Here is a 20,452-nt window from a genome sequence, read left to right as displayed (position 1 = left end):
GTAGTTCATTACTAATTGCTCTATTTTTGTATGATTTTTAAATTAATTCATACAAATTCCTATGGCAAAATCTGCATTATTAAAGTCATCGATAGCAAAAAAAGTCGCTATGGCGCTTTCTGGACTTTTCTTAATTTTATTTTTAGCACAACATTTTTTTATAAACAGTACCTCGGTTTTTAGTCCTGATACTTTTAACTCTATTTCTCATTTTATGGGAAATAATCCATTGGTTCAGTTTGTAATCCAGCCAATTCTTATTGTGGGAGTTATTTTTCACTTCGTAATGGGATTTGTTTTGGACTTTAAAAATAGAAGTGCAAGACCAATTAACTACATTAAGAACAATGGAGCGGCTAATTCATCTTGGGCATCACGTAATATGATTGTTTCTGGGGCTGTGGTTCTGGCTTTCATTTTGCTACACTTTTATGATTTTTGGGTTCCTGAAATGGTTTATAAATATGTAGAGGTTAATCCGCTTAACGAGACTCGTTACTTTGCAGAGTTGACTCATAAATTTGTTAGTCCAGTGCGTACAGGGATTTATTGTGTATCATTTTTATTGCTATCCTTGCACTTATGGCACGGTTTCAACTCTTCTTTTCAATCAGTTGGGTTCAATAATAAATACTCAAGATCGTTACATACATTAGGATATGCTTTTGCAATTGTAGTTCCTTTCGGTTTCATTTTTATTGCATTATTTCATCATTTTAATCATTAATATTAAATTATAAATGGCATTAGATTCAAAAATTCCAAATGGTCCAATAGCGGACAAATGGACAAATTATAAAGATCATATTAATTTAGTAAACCCAGCTAATAAACGTAATATTGATATTATCGTTGTTGGAACGGGTCTTGCAGGTAGTTCTGCTGCTGCAACATTAGCTGAATTAGGATATAACGTAAAAACATTTTGCTTTCAGGATTCTCCTCGTCGTGCTCACTCAATTGCGGCACAAGGTGGGATTAATGCTGCGAAAAATTATCAAGGAGATGGAGATTCAACTTTCCGTTTGTTTTATGATACTGTAAAAGGTGGTGATTACCGCTCTAGAGAAGCAAACGTACATAGACTTGCAGAAGTATCTGTAAACATTATTGATCAGTGTGTAATGCAAGGTGTTCCATTGGCACGTGAATATGGTGGACTTCTTGACAACAGGTCATTTGGAGGAACTTTAGTCGCAAGAACATTTTACGCTAAAGGACAAACAGGTCAACAATTGTTACTAGGTGCTTATTCTGCTATGAACCGTCAAATTGGTCGTGGAAAGATTAAATCGTACACACGTCACGAAATGCAAGATTTAGTGGTAGTGGATGGTAAAGCTAGAGGAATTATTGCTCGCGATTTAGTGACCGGAGAAATAGAAAGACACTCAGCGCATGCCGTAGTTATTGCCTCGGGAGGTTACGGAAATGTATTTTTCCTATCAACTTATGCTATGGGAAGTAACGCAACTGCTGCTTGGAAAATACATAAAAAAGGAGCTTTTTTTGCTAATCCTTGTTATACACAAATTCACCCTACTTGTATCCCAGTTTCAGGAGATCACCAATCTAAATTGACATTGATGTCCGAATCCTTGCGTAATGACGGACGAATTTGGGTTCCAGCAAAATTAGAGGATGCGAAATCTATTCGTGAAGGAAAATTGAAACCAACACAAATTGTTGAAGCAGACAGAGATTATTATTTAGAGCGTCGCTATCCAGCTTTTGGAAACTTAGTACCTAGAGATATTGCTTCTCGAGCTGCTAAAGAGAGATGTGATGCTGGTTTTGGAGTTAACAAAACTGGTGAAGCAGTGTACTTAGATTTTGCGGCAGCGATTGAACGCTACGGTAAAGAACAAGCATACGTAAAAGGTTTAGATGCTAATGATGCCGCATTAATAACAAAATTAGGTGCTGCACTTGTAGCTAATAAATACGGAAATTTATTCCAAATGTACGAGAAAATCGTTGATGAGAATCCGTACACAACACCAATGATGATTTATCCTGCTGTACACTATACTATGGGTGGAACTTGGGTAGATTATAACTTACAGACGACTATTCCTGGTTGTTTTTCTATTGGAGAATCAAATTTCTCTGATCATGGAGCAAACAGGTTAGGAGCTTCTGCATTAATGCAAGGTTTAGCTGATGGTTACTTTGTATTGCCTTACACAATAGGAGATTATTTAGCTCCAGATATCAAGACAGGAAAAATTTCTACTGATTTACCTGAATTTATTGAAGCAGAGAAAAATGTAAAAGCTCGTATTGATCAGTTTATCAATAATAATGGAACACATTCTGTTGATTATTTCCACAAAAAACTTGGAAAAATCATGTGGAATAAAGTTGGTATGGCTCGTAATGCGAAAGGATTAAATGAAGCAATCGAAGAAATTGCAGCGTTAAGAGAAGAGTTCTATAAAGATGTAAAAGTGCCAGGTGATGCGAACAGTTTTAATCAAGAGTTAGACAAAGCGGGTCGTGTGGCCGACTTCTTGGAGTTGGGTGAATTGTTTGCTAAAGATGCCTTGCACCGAAACGAATCTTGTGGAGGTCACTTCCGTGAGGAGTACCAATCTGAGGACGGTGAAGCACAACGTGATGATGAGAACTTTGCTTATGTTGCAGCATGGGAATACATGGGTAAACCAAGCGAGGCTGTACTTCATAAAGAACCATTGGTGTACGACAATGTTAAACTAGTAACTCGTAGTTATAAATAGGAATTAGTTCAATATCGAAAGTCGTATGGAAACGACTTTTTATAGTGCGACTTTCAAACTAAAGAAAATATGAAACTTACATTAAAAATATGGCGTCAGAAAAACGCCAAAGCAAAAGGAGAAATCGTTGAATATCCATTAGATGGAATTGAAGAGGATATGTCTTTTCTTGAAATGTTAGACGTTCTAAACGAAGGTTTAATAAATAAAGGAGATTTGCCTGTGTCTTTTGATCATGATTGTCGCGAAGGAATTTGTGGTTCATGTTCCTTGTACATCAACGGAGAAGCACATGGACCAGATAGAGGGGTTCCTACTTGTCAATTGCACATGAGAATGTTTAAAGATGGTGATACAATCTACATTGAGCCTTTTAGAGCAAAGGCTTTTCCTGTAATTAAGGATTTAGTAGTCGATAGAAGCGCTTTTGATAGAATCCAGCACGCGGGTGGATTTGTATCCATCAATACTTCAGGGAAACCTACTGATGCTAACGCAATTCCTATTCCTAAACATGATGCTGATAGAGCGTTTGATGCTGCAACTTGTATTGGTTGTGGTGCTTGTGTAGCATCTTGTAAAAACTCTTCTGCAATGCTTTTTGTGTCTGCAAAAGTCTCACAATACGCTTTATTACCGCAAGGAAAAGTAGAAGCTGCTGATCGTGTATTGAACATGGTTGCTCAAATGGATGCTGAAGGTTTTGGTAACTGTACCAATACTGGGGCTTGTGAAGTAGAATGTCCAAAAGGAATTTCTCTTGAAAACATTGCCAGAATGAATAGAGAATATTTATCTGCAAGTTTAAAAGGATAAAGATTCAAAGTATATAATTAAAAAACGCACTCAATGTCAAAGTTGAATGCGTTTTTTTTATGCAAAATAATCAATCTTAAATTAATCTTTCCATCCCCAAGGTGCGGAAGGTGTTGTTACTGTTTTTGTCAAGTCAAATTTTACGGTAAACAGTCGGTCAGAACCGATGCGTCTTAAGTTATAGGTAAAAGAAGTTTCGTCTAAAGTAATCCACCAGACATTTGCGGAAGCATTTGGAAGTAAATTACAGGTTTGTTGATCTGCTGGAAAAAACTGAAGCGTTGCTGAACCAGAATTAGATGCTGTTCCGCCGTATTGTGTCACCTTATCTTCGGAGCCGTCTTCGTGGCGGTGATCGTGTTTCAATTGGATTCGGTCATTTTTGTATGTTAATACCCAAGTTCTTGATTTGTCCTCTCCTACAAAAAACGGAATCCGAATCGTATTTTCGTCACAGTTGCGAATATGCATTACTAGTTTTTTATCCCGAAAAGTGTCATTGGCAGCGCCTTCTTTGACTTCTCCTTCAAAGGATTTTCCACATTGTTTTTGCAGGTTTTCCCAAAATTGTTTTGCTTCTGATTTCTCTTGTCCAAAAATTAAAATAGAGCATAACAGTGCGCATACAAGAAGTATCTTTTTCATAAAATTATTTTTTGCTAATATAATGAACTTCTGGTATTGTGATATTTCTTATTTTTATAAAAAATAAAATCATGCAAGTCACCCTGATCCAAGCTCCTTTAATTTGGGAAAATCCACAGTCAAATCGCAATTACTTTGAAGCAAGAATCAATTCAATTACTTCGGCAGTTGATTTAATTGTATTGCCGGAAATGTTTACTTCGGGTTTTACGATGAGCCCTGAGAATGTTGCTGAAACAATGCAAGGCGAAACAATAACTTGGCTTAAAGCATTGGCAAAAGCCAGAAATAGCGCAATAACAGGAAGTTTAGTGATAAAGGAAAACGGAAATTTCTACAATCGATTAGTGTTTGTTTTTCCTTCTGGAGCAATTCAATTTTATGATAAAAGGCATTTGTTTACTTTGGCTGGAGAAGACAAAGTTTATACGAGTGGTAACCAAAAAATAGTTGTAGACTATTTGGGTTGGAAAATTTGTCCGTTGATTTGTTATGATTTGAGATTTCCTGCTTTTTCCAGAAATAGTGAGGATTATGACTTGTTGATTTATGTGGCAAGTTGGCCAAAAATAAGAACCAATGCTTGGGATGCTTTATTAAAAGCCCGAGCGATAGAAAACATGAGTTATGCCATTGGCGTTAACAGAATCGGTGCTGATGCAAATGGTTATGAGTACATTGGGCACTCGCAAGCAGTCGATTTTCTAGGGAATTATGTACTGAAACCAGAAGAATCTGAAGGCTGTTTTACAGTACAGCTAGACCAAGAAAAAATGCTGGAAACCAGACAAAAATTAGGTTTTTTGAACGACAGAGATTGTTTTGAAATAAAAAATAGCTAATTCTGATTTTTCGTATCGGTTGTCTTTTTAGGTTCTGGAGTGTAGGGAATGCTCAAATCAAAAATTTGATTTACATCCCAATTAGCACGAACATCAATTTCTTTGGAGAAATAAATTACTTCTTCTGCCTGACGCTTTTCTAAATAATTTCCGGGATCCCACTCCTTGTTTTTGTTGGTGTCATAAATAGCGCGCAAGGTATAAAGTGCAGGTTCAATTAAATTAAAGTCTACGGTGGTGTTTTTATCAGTGTATTCAGTGGTCAAAACATCGCCTTTTGTATTAGTGAGTTCAACAATAACAGGAAATTGTTTGATGTTTTCTAATGACACAGTGAGATTCCCGTACTCAGCAGTACTCTTAGTGCTTAATTTATACGTTAAAGTGTCATTTGTTTGTTCAAAAAAATCAGTCAGCGCTCCGGGTAAGAGTTTAAAAGTATAATTTCCCGAAGGTTCCTTTTTGAAGTCAAAATACAATTTTTGATTAAACTCATCGTATTCTGATGTAAAAACCACTGCGGTTTTTGAATTGTTGATCACACTTATTTTCGAATTTTCAACGCGAATTATTGGAGTCGAACTTTCTAGTGCAAAGCGCTCTCGGAATTTCAGGTTGCCTGTTTGGATTGCTGAAATCTTTAATGTATCTTTTTTCTGGTCTTTGATTTTAAAATTGAAGTTCGCTTCGTATTTGTCTTTGGCTACAGCCAAATTCAGCGAATCAACTTTGATGGGTTTGTACCAGACTTGTAACGAATCCTTTTTTGGGAATTTAGTAATAATCGTAGACAAGATGTCATTGTTGGTTTTTAGTACTATTTTTGGACTTGCAGCTGCTGAATTCACATTGCCTTCGTATCCCACGAACAGTCTGTTTCCAGATGCTTGGCTTGGTTTAAAAGTTTTGAAAGGAAGCGACTCCTTGAATAATTCTAACTCGTAAAGCGTATCATTCGGAATAGTAATAAAGTCTGTGCTAAACCCAATTTTGTCTGTTTTTGGATTGTATTTGTTATTGCTATTGTAGTCTTTCATGGCTACAAGTAGATATTTTCCGGCTTTTAAATTCTCAAAACTAAAAGTCTTCAAGCTATCTAATGTGTTTGTTACATATCTTGGGCTCTCATTATATACTATTGAATCTTTAAAAGTGTCGTTCACGTCATAAAGCATAACTGAAACGAATGACTCAACTTCTTTGTCATAGGCGCTTTTTACTGTTCCTCCAAGGCTTAAAGAGTCAATATAATTGCCCGTAGAAAACACATATTTAAATTGATTGAATGGATTTCCTTCATTATTATCAGCGATGCTTTGGCCAAAATTAAAGCTGTAGGTTGTGTTGGGTTGAAGCGTGTCTTTGATTTTTATGGTAATCGTTTTGCTTGCCGTTGTAGGTAAAATCAACGGTTCGTTTTTCATTGGGGGTGAAATAATCAACTGTTTGTTGAGATTTTTGAGTTTAATGTTCTCGTCAAAAACTAGTTTGATTTCGTTTCCTTTGAAGTTTTTGCTAAAATTTTCCGGAAAACTTGCCTTTAAAACAGGGGCGATTGTATCTTTCAAACCGCCAGTAATGGATCCTCTTTTTGCACATCCAACAGTAATTAAAAGCAATAGAAAGAAGGTATATTTTAAATTGTTTTTCAACATATCAAATCATAATTAGAATTTACAAAATAACAATTATAATTCATGCAATCGAAATTTTTTAATGAATTATTATGAGTGATTTAATTCCCCTTACTTTTTAAATTGCTTACTTTTTTTATTTTTAATGTTTAATTTTACATCAGTAAGTGGTACAATATTAATTAGTAGCGATATTTGAATTTTCAAACCAAAGTAGCGTTGCTTTCAAAACATATATAATGAGAAAAATAGAACACATAGGGATCGCTGTTAAAGACCTGGAAGTATCGAATTTAATTTTCGAAAAACTTTTTGGCGCTCCGGCATATAAATTTGAAGCGGTAGAAAGTGAAGGAGTAACAACTTCTTTTTTTTTGAATGGACCCAATAAGATTGAACTTCTTGCGGCAACTAACCCAGAAAGTCCAATTGCTAAGTTTCTGGAAAAAAAGGGAGAGGGAATTCATCATATTGCTTTTGATGTGGAAGATATTGTTTCGGAAATAGCGCGTTTGAAAAAGGAAGGATTTGTAATCTTGAATGAAACTCCAAAAAAAGGAGCTGATAATAAGTTAGTTGCATTTTTGCATCCAAAAAGTACGAATGGTGTTTTGATTGAATTGTGCCAGGAAATAAAATAATTTTATTATGGGTAAATGGGTAGTAATCTAATATTCAGCTGGTTTCTGTTTTAATAAAGCTAATAATTGAACTATATTCAAATCTAAGTCAAAAATATTTGGAGCAAATGAAAAATAGTGGTAATATTGCACACTCTAAACCGGTCCTATAGCTCAGCTGGTTAGAGCACCTGACTCATAATCAGGTGGTCCCTGGTTCGAGCCCAGGTGGGACCACAAACCGCACTAATTTAGTGCGGTTTTTTTATTTATAAAATTTTTAGTTGAATGAGTTTGTCTTGCACTTTTATAAAAAAGACACTTATTAGTTGAATTAGGATTGAAGATGATTTGTTTTTTAAAAATAGATTTTTATATTTGATATTATGAAAATAGTTCAGAAAAATGCGTTGTGTTTTATTCTCTTTTTTTTTAGCATTTTTAGTGTAATTGCTAATGGAAATCCTCCTGCGCCTACTAGTAGAAAACCTCCGACTCCCCCAATTTTGCCTATAGATGAAAATATATATGTAGTAATGATAATCGCCTTACTATTTGGAATTTACATCATTTATAATTTTAAAATAAAACAAAAAACTCCAATGTAAATTGGAGTTTTTTGTTTTATGATGGAGTGGAATTGTTATTTGTTTGCATACAATCGGGAAACATATTTTCCTATGACATCAAATTCCAGATTTATTCTTGTGCCTACTTCAAAAGTGTTGAAATTGGTGTGTTCATGGGTGTAAGGGATAATAGCTACACTAAACTGATTTTTTTTTGAGTCTACAACTGTCAAACTAACTCCATTTACTGTGACGGATCCTTTTTCTATGGTGATGTTGTTTAGGTTTTCATCATATTCAAAAGTGTAAAGCCAGCTTCCGTCAGTTTCTTCGGCGGTAATGCAGGTGCCTATTTGGTCCACATGTCCTTGTACGATGTGTCCGTCAAGTCGGTCGCCTAGTTTCATAGCTCTTTCCAGATTGACGCTGTCGCCAATTTTCCAGTCGGATAGGTTTGTTTTTTTTATGGTTTCGTCTATCGCTGTTACTGTGTAAAAAGTGTCATTTAGGGCAACAACCGTAAGGCATATTCCGTTATGAGCAACGCTTTGGTCTATTTGAAGTTCGCCGGTAATCGATGAATTCATCGTGATGTGCACGTTAGTGTTCTCTTTTTTTATTTCTTGGATGGTGCCAAGGGTTTCTATGATTCCTGTAAACATTTCTTGTTTTATTTTACTAAATTTGCACTTCAAAATTAGCAATAAATAACGGTATGTCATGATGAAAAAAGCAGAAAATATAATCGTAGGAATTTCTATTGGAGATTTAAACGGTATTGGAAGCGAGGTTGTTTTAAAAACATTCGAGGATTCTCGTATGTTAGAGTTGTGTACTCCTGTTATCTTTGCGAATGTTAAGTTGTTGTCTTTTGTAAAAAAAAGTTTTCAATCGACTTCTTTGCTTCATGGTATTGATAAACTAGATCAAATTGTCCCTGGGAAAATTAATGTTTTGAATCTTTGGAGAGAAAGTGTGGATTTGAATCTGGGTGTAAATGATTCAAAAGCCGGAGAATACGCGATAAAATCATTTGTTGCTGCAACTAAAGCTTTGAAAGAAGGCTTGGTTGATGTGTTGGTAACGGCGCCTATAAATAAATATAATATCCAGTCTGAGGAGTTTAAGTTTCCGGGGCATACGGATTATTTAGATCAGGAATTAGAAGGGAATGCACTTATGTTGATGGTTCAGGATAATTTAAGAGTAGGATTGTTGACGGATCATATTCCTTTAAGTGAAGTGGCATCTCATCTTACGGAGGAGCTAATCAAGAAAAAAATTGAAACCATAAAACAGTCTTTGATTCAAGATTTCAGCATAAATAAACCTAAAATTGCAGTTTTGGGATTGAACCCACATTGTGGTGACGGTGGAGTTATTGGTAGTGAGGATGACTTGATACTGAAACCTGCATTAAAAAAAATATTTGACAAAGGAACTTTGGTTTTTGGGCCCTTTGCTGCCGATGGTTTTTTTGGCAGTAACCAATACGAGAAATACGATGCTGTTATAGCTACTTATCACGATCAAGGGCTGATTCCTTTTAAAACATTGTCTTTTGGTAAAGGAGTGAATTATACTGCGGGTTTAAATAAGATAAGAACTTCGCCGGATCATGGTACTGCTTACGACATAGCAGGAAAGGGAATAGCGGATTTCAACTCTTTTAAAGAGGCGGTATATCTGGCATTGGATATTTATCACTCAAGAAATCAATATGCCGAAATCAGTGAAAAACCATTGAAAACAAAAGAAAAGCAGTTGTGAACAAAAAAAAGTGAATAACATTATTAGTTTTGCAATAATTTTATATCTTTGCACTCCCGAAGTTTAGGGGCAAATTGTTGTTGAAATGAAGAACACAAAAGAATATTTAATTCCTTTTATAGGATTAAAGCTAGGGAAACATCATTTTGAGTATCAAATCAGTAATGCGTTCTTTGAAATCTTTGATTATAATGAATATCAAAATTCAAATATCAAAGTAAATGTAGTTTTAGAGAAGAAAAGTACGCTGTTAGAGTTGAGTTTTAAGCATAAAGGTGTTGTAAATGTACCTTGTGATCTTACCAGCGAAGATTTTGATATGCCAATCAAAGGCAAGATGAAATTAATAGTTCGTTTTGGTGAAGAATTTAATAATGACAATGAGGAATTGTTAATTTTACCTCACGGAGAATTTGAAATAGATATTGCACAATATGTTTATGAAATGATTGTGTTGTCAGTGCCTCTAAGACGTGTTCATCCAGGCATAAAAGACGGAAGTTTACAAACGGAAGCTTTGACTAAGCTGAATGAGCTTGCAGTAAAAGAAATAAAAGAAGAAAATAAAGAAGAAGAAAATATTGACCCGCGATGGGACAAATTAAAGCAACTATTAACGGATAAATAATATAGTAAAATGGCGCATCCTAAGAGAAAAATCTCCAAAACAAGAAGAGATAAAAGAAGAACACATTACAAAGCTACTGTAGCACAAATCGCTACTTGTCCTATCACTGGAGAAGCACACTTATACCACAGAGCTTACTGGCATGAAGGTAAAATGTACTACAGAGGGCAAGTTGTTATAGATAAATCTGTAGCTGTTGCTTAATACATTTTTGTAAATGATATTCGAACTCTCACATCGTGAGAGTTTTTTTGTTGTCTATAATTTTAATTAAATAAGAAGTTCCAAATCAATCAGAGTGGAATTTTTTTTGTAAATTTCGAGTCTTTTAAAAAATTTTCAAATGGCAACATTTGGCTAGAAATAAACGCATACGATGAATACAATTACAGCCGCAATTACCGCTGTTGGAGCCTATGTTCCAGACTTTGTACTAACGAACAAAGCTCTTGAAGCTATGGTGGATACCAATGACGAGTGGATCACCTCTCGTACAGGAATAAAAGAAAGAAGAATCCTAAAAGATGATGAAAAAGGAACTTCTTTTTTGGCCATAAAAGCGGCACAAGATTTATTAGCCAAGGCTAATATCGATCCGCTGGAAATAGATTTGTTGATTATGGCAACCGCTACGCCGGATATGCCAGTTGCTGCTACAGGTGTATATGTTGCTACTCAAATTGGAGCAACTAATGCTTTTTCTTATGATTTGCAGGCTGCTTGTTCCAGTTTCTTATTTGGAATGTCAACCGCAGCTGCTTACATACAATCCGGTAGATATAAAAAAGTACTTTTAATTGGTGCTGATAAGATGTCCTCTATTGTTGATTATACTGATAGATCAACTTGTATTATTTTTGGTGATGGCGCTGGTGCAGTATTATTCGAACCTAATTATGAAGGATTAGGATTGCAAGACGAATACTTGCGCAGTGACGGAATTGGCAGGGATTTTTTAAAAATTGATGCTGGAGGTTCACTTCATCCAACTTCTATTGATACAATAAAAGAAAAAAGGCATAATATTATACAAGATGGGAAAACAGTGTTTAAATATGCTGTGACAAATATGGCTGATTCAAGCGAATTAATTTTGAAAAGGAATAATTTGACAAATGAAGATGTAGATTGGTTAGTTCCTCATCAAGCCAATAAACGTATCATCGATGCAACAGCAAATAGAATGAATCTAGAGGATTCTAAAGTGCTGATGAATATCGAAAAATATGGAAATACCACTTCTGCTACTTTACCATTAGTACTTAGCGATTTTGAACATTTATTCAAAAAAGGAGACACGATAATTTTAGCCGCTTTTGGTGGAGGATTCACATGGGGTTCTATTTATCTAAAATGGGCGTACGACAAAAAATAAATTTAAACTAAAAACAAATAATTATGGATTTAAAAGAAATTCAAAATCTTATCAAGTTTGTAGCAAATTCAGGAGTTGCAGAAGTTAAGTTGGAGATGGATGATGTAAAAATCACTATCAGAACAACTTTGGAAGGAAATGTAACAGAAACCACGTATGTTCAGCAAATGCCTGCTCAAGCACCACTTCAGCAAGCGGCAGTTCCTCAGCAAATTGCGCCAGTAGCAGCTGCTCCAGAAGTTCCTGTAGTAGAAAACGCTCATTATATCACTATAAAATCACCAATCATTGGAACTTTTTATAGAAAACCATCTCCGGATAAACCAATGTTTGTTGAAGTAGGTAAAACAATTTCGAAAGGTGACGTACTTTGTGTAATTGAAGCCATGAAATTATTTAATGAAATTGAATCTGAAATTTCTGGTAAAATTGTAAAAATATTGGTTGACGATATGTCGCCAGTTGAATTTGACCAACCTTTATTCTTAGTAGATCCATCATAAGAAATTATAAATTATAAATTATAAATTTTGAGTGATGAGTTTTCGTTATTTGAAATAATTTAAAATTTAAAATTCAACATTTAAAATTTCAAAAAAAGATGTTTAAAAAAATATTAATTGCAAATAGAGGGGAAATTGCGTTACGCGTAATTAGAACGTGCAAGGAAATGGGTATTAAAACGGTAGCTGTTTATTCTACTGCTGATGCCGAAAGTTTACACGTTAAGTTTGCTGATGAAGCGGTTTGTATAGGACCACCTCCAAGTAACTTGTCCTATTTGAAGATGTCGAATATAATTGCTGCTGCAGAGATTACAAATGCAGATGCAATACATCCGGGATACGGATTTCTTTCTGAAAATTCTAAATTTTCTAAAATTTGTCAAGAACATGGTATCAAATTCATTGGAGCATCTCCTGAAATGATTGATCGAATGGGAGACAAAGCTTCCGCTAAATCGACTATGATTGAAGCAGGCGTCCCTTGTGTTCCTGGTTCAGTAGGGATTTTAGAATCGTATGATCAAGCCCTACAATTATCGAGAGATTTTGGTTTTCCAGTAATGCTTAAAGCAACTGCTGGTGGTGGTGGTAAAGGAATGCGTGCGGTTTGGAAAGAAGATGAATTATTAAAAGCTTGGGAAGGTGCCCGTCAGGAATCTGCTGCAGCTTTTGGAAATGACGGAATGTATCTGGAGAAATTAATCGAAGAGCCTCGTCATATCGAAATTCAAGTTGTGGGTGATGCCTACGGTAAAGCATGTCATCTTTCTGAAAGAGACTGCTCCGTGCAAAGACGTCATCAGAAATTAACGGAAGAAACTCCATCTCCTTTTATGACTGACGAATTGCGTCAGAAAATGGGAGAAGCAGCAGTTAAAGCGGCAGAATATATCAAGTATGAAGGAGCTGGAACGGTAGAATTCTTAGTGGATAAACACCGCAATTTCTACTTCATGGAAATGAATACGCGTATACAAGTGGAGCATCCTATTACGGAACAGGTTATTGATTATGATTTAATTCGTGAGCAAATTCTTGTTGCAGCTGGAGTTGCGATTTCAGGTAGAAATTATTTACCTCAATTACACGCTATTGAATGTCGTATCAACGCGGAAGATCCTTATAATGATTTTCGTCCTTCACCAGGGAAAATCACTACATTGCATATGCCTGGAGGACACGGTGTTCGTTTAGATACGCATGTGTATTCTGGTTATACTATTCCGCCAAATTATGATTCAATGATTGCGAAGTTGATTACAACGGCACAATCTCGTGAAGAGGCAATTAGTAAGATGAGAAGAGCCTTAGATGAATTTGTTATCGAAGGTATAAAAACGACTATTCCTTTTCACAGACAGTTAATGGATGATCCTCGTTACATTGCTGGAGATTATACAACTGCATTTATGGATACTTTCAAAATGAACGATCCAGAATAGAAATTATACAATTACGTTAAAAAACCTTGCAGTGATGCAAGGTTTTTTTGTTTAAAATAGTTTCAAATGCGATCTGTTTTTGTGTAAAAATTATACACGTTACTCAGTTGATTACCCACTTTTCCCAAATAAAAAAATTATTAAATTTTAAAAAACGTTGTTTTTAAAGGGTTTAGAGCTGTTTTGTGTAACGTTTGAAGAATGGTATGATTATTCTATTATACTAAACAACAATAACAAATAAATAATTTAAAAAACACATATCATGAAAAAATTAATTTTATCCGCAGCAATTGTTTTAGGAAGTTTATCAACTTATGCTACTTCAGTTCCAAACACAAATGAGGTCACAAAAACAGTAACGGTTCAAGAAGAATATACCGAAATGAAACTTGAAGAAGTTCCAGTTGCAATTACTGAGGCGTTGAAGGCTACTTATCCTAGTGCGATTTTAGACAAAGCATACATCAATGCAAAAAAGGAGTACAAATTAGATATAACTCTTGGAGATAAAAAAGGAAATCTGTTTGCAGATGAAACCGGAAAATGGATTCAAAAATAAAAGATTAAATAATAGCAATTAAAATAAAATAGTATGAAAAAGTTACTCTTATCAGCAGCAATCGTTTTAGGAAGTTTATCAAGTTATGCGAGGGAAGTTCCAACAGTGCAGGTACAAAATCAATCTTCTGTTCTTCAAGAAGGATATATTGAAGTTGAAAAAGTTCCTGATGCTGTCAAAAAAGCGCTAGAAACAGCCTATCCGGGAGCAGTTCTCGGAAAAGCATACATCAATTCAAAAAAAGAATATAAACTAGAAATCACAGTTAAAGACCAAAAAGCTACTGTTTATGCGGATGCAGCTGGAAACTGGATAAATAAATAATTTAGGGAAATTTTTATTTTAAAAAGAGAGATTGTTTTCACAGTCTCTCTTTTTTTTGCAAAAAATTATGAGAATACAACTTAAATAACTTTATTTTAGCATTAAAGTTAAAATGTAATGACCAAAATTTTATTGATTGAAGATGATGTGGCTTTTTGTAAATTATTAGAAAAATTTCTGATAAAAAAATCCTTTGAGGTAACGACAGCATTTTCAGCTGCGGAAGCGAAATCTAAAGTAAAAAACAGTGAATTTGATCTGATTATCACAGATTTAAGACTTCCTGATTATGATGGAATCCTTCTTATGACTGAAATAAAAGCTATACATCCTGCTGTCCCAGTGTTATTAATGACTGGATATTCGGATGTGAGCACTGCTGTAAAAGCGATAAAAAATGGCGCAGCAGATTATATCTCCAAGCCTTTTAATCCAGAAGAAGTACTTTTGGTTATCAATAATGCTTTGCATTCAAATAGTAAAGAATTGAATAATGTTGCTTCAATTTCTAAAAGTGTAAAGCAAGCAACAAAAAAAGCAGAAAATAATTTTGTTCAGGGAATTTCTAAAGCTTCCCAAAAACTTGCTGAGTACATCCAACTGGTGAGTCCAACAAATATGTCGGTTTTAATTATCGGCGAAAGCGGAACTGGAAAAGAAGTAATTGCCAAAAGTATTCATGAAAACAGTTCTAGAAAAAACACTAATTTCATTGCGGTTGATTGCGGTTCCATTCCAAAAGAGTTGGCTGCGAGTGAATTTTTTGGACATGTAAAAGGATCTTTTACCGGTGCAATTCAGGATAAAATCGGTTTTTTTGAAGCAGCAAATGGCGGAACTATTTTCTTGGACGAAATAGGAAATCTTTCTTATGAAAACCAAATCCAACTGTTACGTGCTTTGCAGGAAAGAAAAATTAAACCCGTAGGCAGTAATAAAGAAATCAACGTTGATATCAGAATTATTACCGCAACAAATGAAGATTTGCGAGAAGCAGTAAAAAGAGGTGATTTTCGCGAAGATTTGTATCACAGGATCAATGAATTCTCCATCCATTCGCCTTCATTAACAGAAAGAAATGAAGATTTAATGCTCTTTTCAGATTTTTTTCTGGAAAAATCAAATCAGGAGCTAAATAAAAATGTCCTCGGATTTTCATCTGAAGTGATGACTATTTTTCAAAATTATAGATGGCCTGGAAATCTTAGGGAACTTCAAAACTGTATTAAAAGAGCAATACTTTTAACACAAGGGGATTTTGTTGAAAAAGCGGCGCTTCCGGCTGAATTTTTTCAAAATGAAGAGAAAGTAACTACTGATTTTTCTTTATCAGAAAATGAAAAAGAAACTATTATGGAAGCTTTAAATAAAACAAATAACAATAAAACAGAAGCGGCTAAATTGCTTAAAATCAACAGGAAAACATTGTATAATAAATTAAAATTGTACAATATTAATTAATTTTTTCCTTTTCCAGATGTATAAAAAGAGCTTTTAGTTTATTTTTTAAATCGGAAACTGCTTGTTTAATTTCATCCGAGGAAAGATCCTCAAGTTCCAATTGGTCTAAAATTATACTAATATCCAATGCTTTTATTTGTTTAAACATTGGATTCATTTTATGGGCGATATTTTTTATTTCCTCAAAATTGCTTTCAGTCGCAGCTTGTTCTAATTCATTTAAACTTTCTATTGTATTAGTCATAAACGATTCTAAAATTTCTTTTAAAGCCTCTTTGTCATCAGCTAAGAATAATTTTAGCGGTTTCAATGTGTATGTTTTTGTTGTGTTTTTGGGATGACTCATCACAGGTAAAACAGCAGGAATTTCACTGTTATCTAGAATAGCTTTGATGGTTGCCAAAACAGTTTTTGGAGTATATGGTTTCCTGATAACGGTTGTAAATCCAGAATTTTGGTAGTGTTCTAAATCGATGTCATTTCTTCCAGTTACAGCTATTATAGGTTGATTTTCATAATTAGAGATGGTTTTGTTTTGTAATTCTTTCAAAAATGAAAAACCATCCATAATTGGCATCTGAATATCAGTAATGATAAAGTCGAAAGAGTTGTTTTTTATCCACGAAAGTGCATCCTGTGCCTTGTCAAAGGGGAAAACAAGATACTGCTGCTGCCGCAAAACCTCTGTGGTCAATTGCAATAAATTTTGATCGTCATCAATAATAATCGCGGTATATTGTTTTTTTGAGATTTCGATTCCTGTTTCACTACGAGATAATTGCGTATCAAAAATTAACGGAATTTGGATTTCAAAAATACTTCCAGTACCCAGTTTACTTTTCAAATGCAATTCGCCGCCTAAAATAGCGACCATTTTTTTAGAAATCGTAAGGCCCAAACCTGTTCCACCATATTTTTTTTCGATTTTTTCATCAGCTTGTGTAAATTCTTCAAAAATCAATTGTTGGTTCTTATCTTCAATTCCAATACCTGAATCTTCGATTAGGATGATTATTGTATTGGTTTCCGAATTAACGTTAGCTTCAATTTTTATAAACCCTTCCTCGGTAAATTTGAAAGCATTCCCAATGATATTAGATAATATTTGTCTTAAGCGAAACGGATCTCCAATTATTTTTTGGTGCAGATTAGGATCAATTTCAATGATGAGTTGTATCGGTTTTTGATTGTAAACGGATTGAATGCTGTTGCTTACTTCAGTAATAATATCGGGCAAAGAGAATGCGATTTTTTCAATGGAAATTTTTCCGGCTTCGATTTGCGTGAAATCCAATAAGTCCTGAACCAGTTTTGAAATATAGTCGGAGGAACCCTTGATGTTCTTGGTAAAGTGCAATTGTTTGGTGTTTAAATCTGAATTACCAAGCAGTTCAGTATACCCAATAATAGTACTTAAAGGTGTTTTTAAATCATGGCTTACCGTTGAAATAAGTTGCTCTCTGCTGGTAAGTAATTTTTTAGCCTTAAGATTAGCAGCCTCTAATTGTTTCTTATATGATTGTGTCTTAGAAAAATCATTTAGTATTAAAATCAGAAAAAATAATGTCAGCAGTAACCCAATTATCGCTGCGGTAGTAACAATTTGATTGGTTTTTTTTAAAGATTCCTCTCTTCCTAAATAGCTTTTGGTGGTGTTGAGAATAATTTCCCGTTCTATAATCCCAAGAACTTTTCTCAATTGGTCCGAGATTGAAAGTTCGTTTTGAAGCAATTTATTTTCCTCAAGACTCAATAGCTTTTTCTTATTTGCGGTCTCTTTTTGTACTTCATTCAGCAACATTTTTGAAACCGATAAAATAGAATCAGAGGCCTTTTTACTTAACGTATTGGTGCTGTCATCAGGGATGTTTTGATTGAGATAGGCAACATATTTCTTGAGTACGTTGCGCTCATAATCACCCATCATCGAGGGGTTTTTTGCAAAATCCTCTAATTGAAGTTTCCGCATCGAAGACTCCATTTTTGTCAAATCAGAGATGGCATTACTGACTGCAATTTCATCTTCGGTTTTGTTTTTTATTGCTTTTAATTGCTGAATGTTCTGAATTTTTTTGGATAATAAAACCTGTACACTGTCCAGTAATGTGATCTGATATGGAGTAGAAACCGCCGCTTTCAAGGAATCAATGTCAACTTTCAGCACTGTAGTCTTTGCAACATAATTTTTGAAATCTTTCTCGGATTCCGACTGAATAGCGATTCTGGCCAGACTTTCTGTTTTGTATAAATCGGACAAGACATTGCTTACCTTCAAAATAGACCCGTTTTTCTCGGTAAAACTTCTTTCAGTTGAAGAAAAACTCTTGTTTTCAGAATATAGAAACCAGCCGACGCTTCCAAAAAGCAGCACTAAAACTAGGTAGCTTACGAAAACTTTTATCGGAATGTAACTTTTTTTATTGTCCATTTTTCAAAGATAAAAATTAGAAAAGGCTTTAAAGTTAAGATATTCAAAATATTTTGGCATCAACAAAAAAACCTCACGGAAAAGTGAGGTTTCATTTATCAATAATTCTAATCTACAACGTCTCTTTCAGCCATTTAAAAAATTCACCTTGCCAAACCTGAGCATTTTGAGGTTTCAACACCCAATGGTTTTCTTCCGGAAAATACAAGAATCTACTTTTTATGCCACGTAATTGTGCTGCTTGGAACGCTTCTTGACCTTGTCCAATTGGTACACGAAAATCTTTTCCGCCCTGAATAATTAAAATAGGTTTGTTCCATTTTTCCACTAAAGTCATTGGGTTGAATGTCGTGTACGTTTTTTGAGCTACAGCATTATCTTTCTCCCAATACGCACCACCAAAATCCCAGTTGCTAAAGAAAACTTCCTCAGTAGTTCCAAACATGCTTTGGGTATTGAAAACGCCATCATGGGCAATAAATGTTTTGAATCGGTTATTGTGTATTCCGGCTAAATAGAAAACAGAATATCCGCCATAACTGGCGCCAACGCATCCTAAACGGTTTGCATCAACATATTTTTCCTTCGCCACATCATCAATTGCCGATAGGTAATCGTCAATCACTTGTCCACCCCAGTCTTTGCTGATTTGCTCATTCCATTCTACACCGTGACCCGGCATTCCGCGACGGTTTGGAGCCACAACAATATAGCCGTTGGCAGCCATCAACTGCAAATTCCATCGGTAGGAATAAAATTGTGTCAATGCAGATTGTGGTCCGCCCTGACAATATAATAGCGTTGGGTATTTTTTTGTGGCGTCAAAATTAGGCGGAAGAACGACCCAAACTAACATTTTTTTACCATCCGTTGTCGTTACATATCTTCTTTCAGTTTTGCTTAGCGTCAAAGAATTATAGGTTGCCGAATTGACATTGGAAAGTTGTTTCCAAGTATTTTTGTTTAAATTATATGAAAAAATTTCCGCTGCATGATTCATGTCGGTTTTCGTTACGATGATGTTATCGCCTGAGAAACCAACTAAATCATTGACATCAAAATCGCCAGTTGTGATTTGGCGAACAATGATTGCTCCCGAAGCTTCGGGATTGGTCAGACCTGGAAAATTAACTTCAAACAATTGTTTGGTTCCGTCTATCGGCGCCACAAAATAGATTTTTTTCCCGTCAGGACTCCAAATGAAATGATCAACTGTTCCGTCCCAATTCGCCGTTAAGTTCATTTTCATGCCTTTGAAACTCACTATCAGGTCGTTTTTATCGGCTTCATAACCGTCGCGTTTCATTTGCAACCAAGTCAAATTTCCTGTTGGAGAAAATTGTGGAGCGGTATCATATCCTAGGTTTTTCTCGGTTCTATTGCTAGTTTTTCCCGTTTCCAGATTGTATTCGAAAATATTGGTGTTGGTGGAAACAGCATAATCGGTTCCTGCTTTTTTCTTGCTAACGTACAAGATGCTTTTGCTGTCTGGCGACCAAATGTAATCTTCGTCTCCACCAAAAGGTTTTTGTGGACTGTCAAAATTTTCGCCTTTCATAATGTCAATTCCCACTGCGCTTTCTTTGTTTTCTTTGTAAAAAACATGATTGTATTTTCCTTCGTTCCAAGTGTCCCAATGGCGGTAATTCAAGCCATCATAGATTTGAACGTCTGATTTTTCCAGTTCCGGATAAAAATCTTTTCCGTGGACTTTTTCGATTTTTACTTCTTCATTGTAAACGATATATTTCCCATCTGGAGAAGTATTTTTGTCTTTTAATAGGTTTTTGGTATCTTTTACTTCAGTTGGATTTCCTCCATTTATGGGTAAAATGTAGAATTTTGAGTCGGATTTGTTTTCTTGGACCGAAGGTGTGGTCACTTTATAAACTATATTTTTTCCATCTTTGGAAATACCTAAAGGAGTGACTCTTCCTAGTTTCCAGAGCAGTTCCGGGGTCATTACATTTTGTGCCATAGCAGTTAAACTAATCATTAATAAGGGTATAAACAGTATTTTTTTCATTGTAATAATTGATTTTTTCGAATGCTAAAATTAGCCAATTTAAATTGATGTTTTTTCGTTTTT

General features: G+C 34.9%; 19 protein-coding genes and 1 tRNA gene. 15 read left to right on the top strand and 5 right to left on the bottom strand.

The window, feature by feature from the left end:
- The first annotated feature begins 61 nt into the window (after window positions 1-61).
- The 3 genes from G7A72_RS08110 (at window position 62) to G7A72_RS08100 (ending at window position 3,557) form a co-directional block, all read left to right on the top strand.
- Window positions 62-727 carry a succinate dehydrogenase cytochrome b subunit gene (locus G7A72_RS08110; RefSeq protein WP_113664906.1) on the top strand — a complete coding sequence of 222 codons (666 nt, stop codon included), beginning with the start codon at window positions 62-64 and terminating at the stop codon, window positions 725-727.
- 13 nt (window positions 728-740) lie between these two features.
- A complete protein-coding gene (locus tag G7A72_RS08105) occupies window positions 741-2,741 on the top strand; it encodes a fumarate reductase/succinate dehydrogenase flavoprotein subunit (protein ID WP_165152097.1) in 2,001 nt (666 codons plus the stop codon).
- 69 nt (window positions 2,742-2,810) lie between these two features.
- The gene (locus G7A72_RS08100) at window positions 2,811-3,557 is read left to right on the top strand and encodes a succinate dehydrogenase/fumarate reductase iron-sulfur subunit (RefSeq protein ID WP_113664908.1); all 747 of its coding nucleotides are present in this window, start codon (window positions 2,811-2,813) and stop codon (window positions 3,555-3,557) included.
- A gap of 81 nt (window positions 3,558-3,638) precedes the next feature.
- Here G7A72_RS08100 and G7A72_RS08095 read toward each other — a convergent pair whose 3' ends face one another.
- Window positions 3,639-4,202 (bottom strand): hypothetical protein, encoded by a 564-nt coding sequence (locus G7A72_RS08095; protein ID WP_165152096.1) that lies wholly within the window; start codon window positions 4,200-4,202, stop codon window positions 3,639-3,641.
- A 71-nt stretch (window positions 4,203-4,273) separates the two neighbouring features.
- On the opposite strand from G7A72_RS08095, the gene G7A72_RS08090 reads away from it, so the two are divergent.
- Entirely contained in the window at window positions 4,274-5,044 is a 771-nt protein-coding gene (locus G7A72_RS08090; RefSeq protein WP_165152095.1) for an amidohydrolase, read from the top strand.
- Here G7A72_RS08090 and G7A72_RS08085 read toward each other — a convergent pair.
- Window positions 5,041-6,699 carry an Ig-like domain-containing protein gene (locus G7A72_RS08085; RefSeq protein ID WP_165152094.1) on the bottom strand — a complete coding sequence of 553 codons (1,659 nt, stop codon included), beginning with the start codon at window positions 6,697-6,699 and terminating at the stop codon, window positions 5,041-5,043. The genes G7A72_RS08090 and G7A72_RS08085 overlap by 4 nt on opposite strands.
- 218 nt (window positions 6,700-6,917) lie before the next feature.
- Between G7A72_RS08085 and mce the strand changes: the two genes are divergently transcribed.
- Window positions 6,918-7,319 carry a methylmalonyl-CoA epimerase gene (gene mce / locus G7A72_RS08080; protein WP_165152093.1) on the top strand — a complete coding sequence of 134 codons (402 nt, stop codon included), beginning with the start codon at window positions 6,918-6,920 and terminating at the stop codon, window positions 7,317-7,319.
- A gap of 142 nt (window positions 7,320-7,461) precedes the next feature.
- A tRNA-Ile gene (locus G7A72_RS08075) sits at window positions 7,462-7,535 on the top strand.
- A gap of 406 nt (window positions 7,536-7,941) precedes the next feature.
- On the opposite strand, the gene G7A72_RS08070 is transcribed toward G7A72_RS08075, so the two are convergent.
- Window positions 7,942-8,529 (bottom strand): riboflavin synthase, encoded by a 588-nt coding sequence (locus tag G7A72_RS08070; RefSeq protein ID WP_113665462.1) that lies wholly within the window; start codon window positions 8,527-8,529, stop codon window positions 7,942-7,944.
- 58 nt (window positions 8,530-8,587) lie between these two features.
- Between G7A72_RS08070 and pdxA the strand changes: the two genes are divergently transcribed.
- The 9 genes from pdxA (at window position 8,588) to G7A72_RS08025 (ending at window position 15,935) form a co-directional block, all read left to right on the top strand.
- Complete coding sequence (pdxA, locus tag G7A72_RS08065; RefSeq protein ID WP_165152092.1) at window positions 8,588-9,637, top strand: 4-hydroxythreonine-4-phosphate dehydrogenase PdxA; 1,050 nt, start codon at window positions 8,588-8,590, stop codon at window positions 9,635-9,637.
- A gap of 85 nt (window positions 9,638-9,722) precedes the next feature.
- Complete coding sequence (locus G7A72_RS08060; protein WP_165152091.1) at window positions 9,723-10,265, top strand: DUF177 domain-containing protein; 543 nt, start codon at window positions 9,723-9,725, stop codon at window positions 10,263-10,265.
- A 9-nt stretch (window positions 10,266-10,274) separates the two neighbouring features.
- Window positions 10,275-10,469, top strand: a complete 195-nt coding sequence (gene rpmF, locus G7A72_RS08055) for a 50S ribosomal protein L32 (protein ID WP_007137315.1) — start codon at window positions 10,275-10,277, stop codon at window positions 10,467-10,469.
- A gap of 172 nt (window positions 10,470-10,641) precedes the next feature.
- Entirely contained in the window at window positions 10,642-11,640 is a 999-nt protein-coding gene (locus tag G7A72_RS08050; protein ID WP_113634147.1) for a beta-ketoacyl-ACP synthase III, read from the top strand.
- A gap of 23 nt (window positions 11,641-11,663) precedes the next feature.
- Entirely contained in the window at window positions 11,664-12,143 is a 480-nt protein-coding gene (gene accB, locus G7A72_RS08045) for an acetyl-CoA carboxylase biotin carboxyl carrier protein (protein WP_113634146.1), read from the top strand.
- Window positions 12,144-12,241: 98 nt separating this feature from the next.
- Window positions 12,242-13,588, top strand: a complete 1,347-nt coding sequence (accC, locus tag G7A72_RS08040) for an acetyl-CoA carboxylase biotin carboxylase subunit (protein WP_113664915.1) — start codon at window positions 12,242-12,244, stop codon at window positions 13,586-13,588.
- 265 nt (window positions 13,589-13,853) lie between these two features.
- Window positions 13,854-14,150, top strand: coding sequence for a hypothetical protein (locus G7A72_RS08035; RefSeq protein WP_165152090.1), 297 nt, complete (start codon window positions 13,854-13,856; stop codon window positions 14,148-14,150).
- Window positions 14,151-14,183: 33 nt separating this feature from the next.
- Complete coding sequence (locus G7A72_RS08030; protein WP_165152089.1) at window positions 14,184-14,474, top strand: hypothetical protein; 291 nt, start codon at window positions 14,184-14,186, stop codon at window positions 14,472-14,474.
- 117 nt (window positions 14,475-14,591) lie between these two features.
- Complete coding sequence (locus G7A72_RS08025) at window positions 14,592-15,935, top strand: sigma-54 dependent transcriptional regulator (RefSeq protein WP_165152088.1); 1,344 nt, start codon at window positions 14,592-14,594, stop codon at window positions 15,933-15,935.
- Here G7A72_RS08025 and G7A72_RS08020 read toward each other — a convergent pair.
- A complete protein-coding gene (locus tag G7A72_RS08020) occupies window positions 15,928-18,363 on the bottom strand; it encodes a hybrid sensor histidine kinase/response regulator (protein WP_165152087.1) in 2,436 nt (811 codons plus the stop codon). The two genes, G7A72_RS08025 and G7A72_RS08020, sit on opposite strands and share 8 nt — an antisense overlap.
- 112 nt (window positions 18,364-18,475) lie before the next feature.
- Window positions 18,476-20,389 carry a S9 family peptidase gene (locus G7A72_RS08015; RefSeq protein WP_165152086.1) on the bottom strand — a complete coding sequence of 638 codons (1,914 nt, stop codon included), beginning with the start codon at window positions 20,387-20,389 and terminating at the stop codon, window positions 18,476-18,478.
- Window positions 20,390-20,452: the final 63 nt, after the last annotated feature.

Source organism: Flavobacterium sp. Sr18 (assembly GCF_011064265.1).
In the GTDB taxonomy this organism is placed as follows: Bacteria; Bacteroidota; Bacteroidia; order Flavobacteriales; family Flavobacteriaceae; genus Flavobacterium; species Flavobacterium petrolei.
This window is presented reverse-complemented; position numbering and strand designations above follow the sequence as displayed.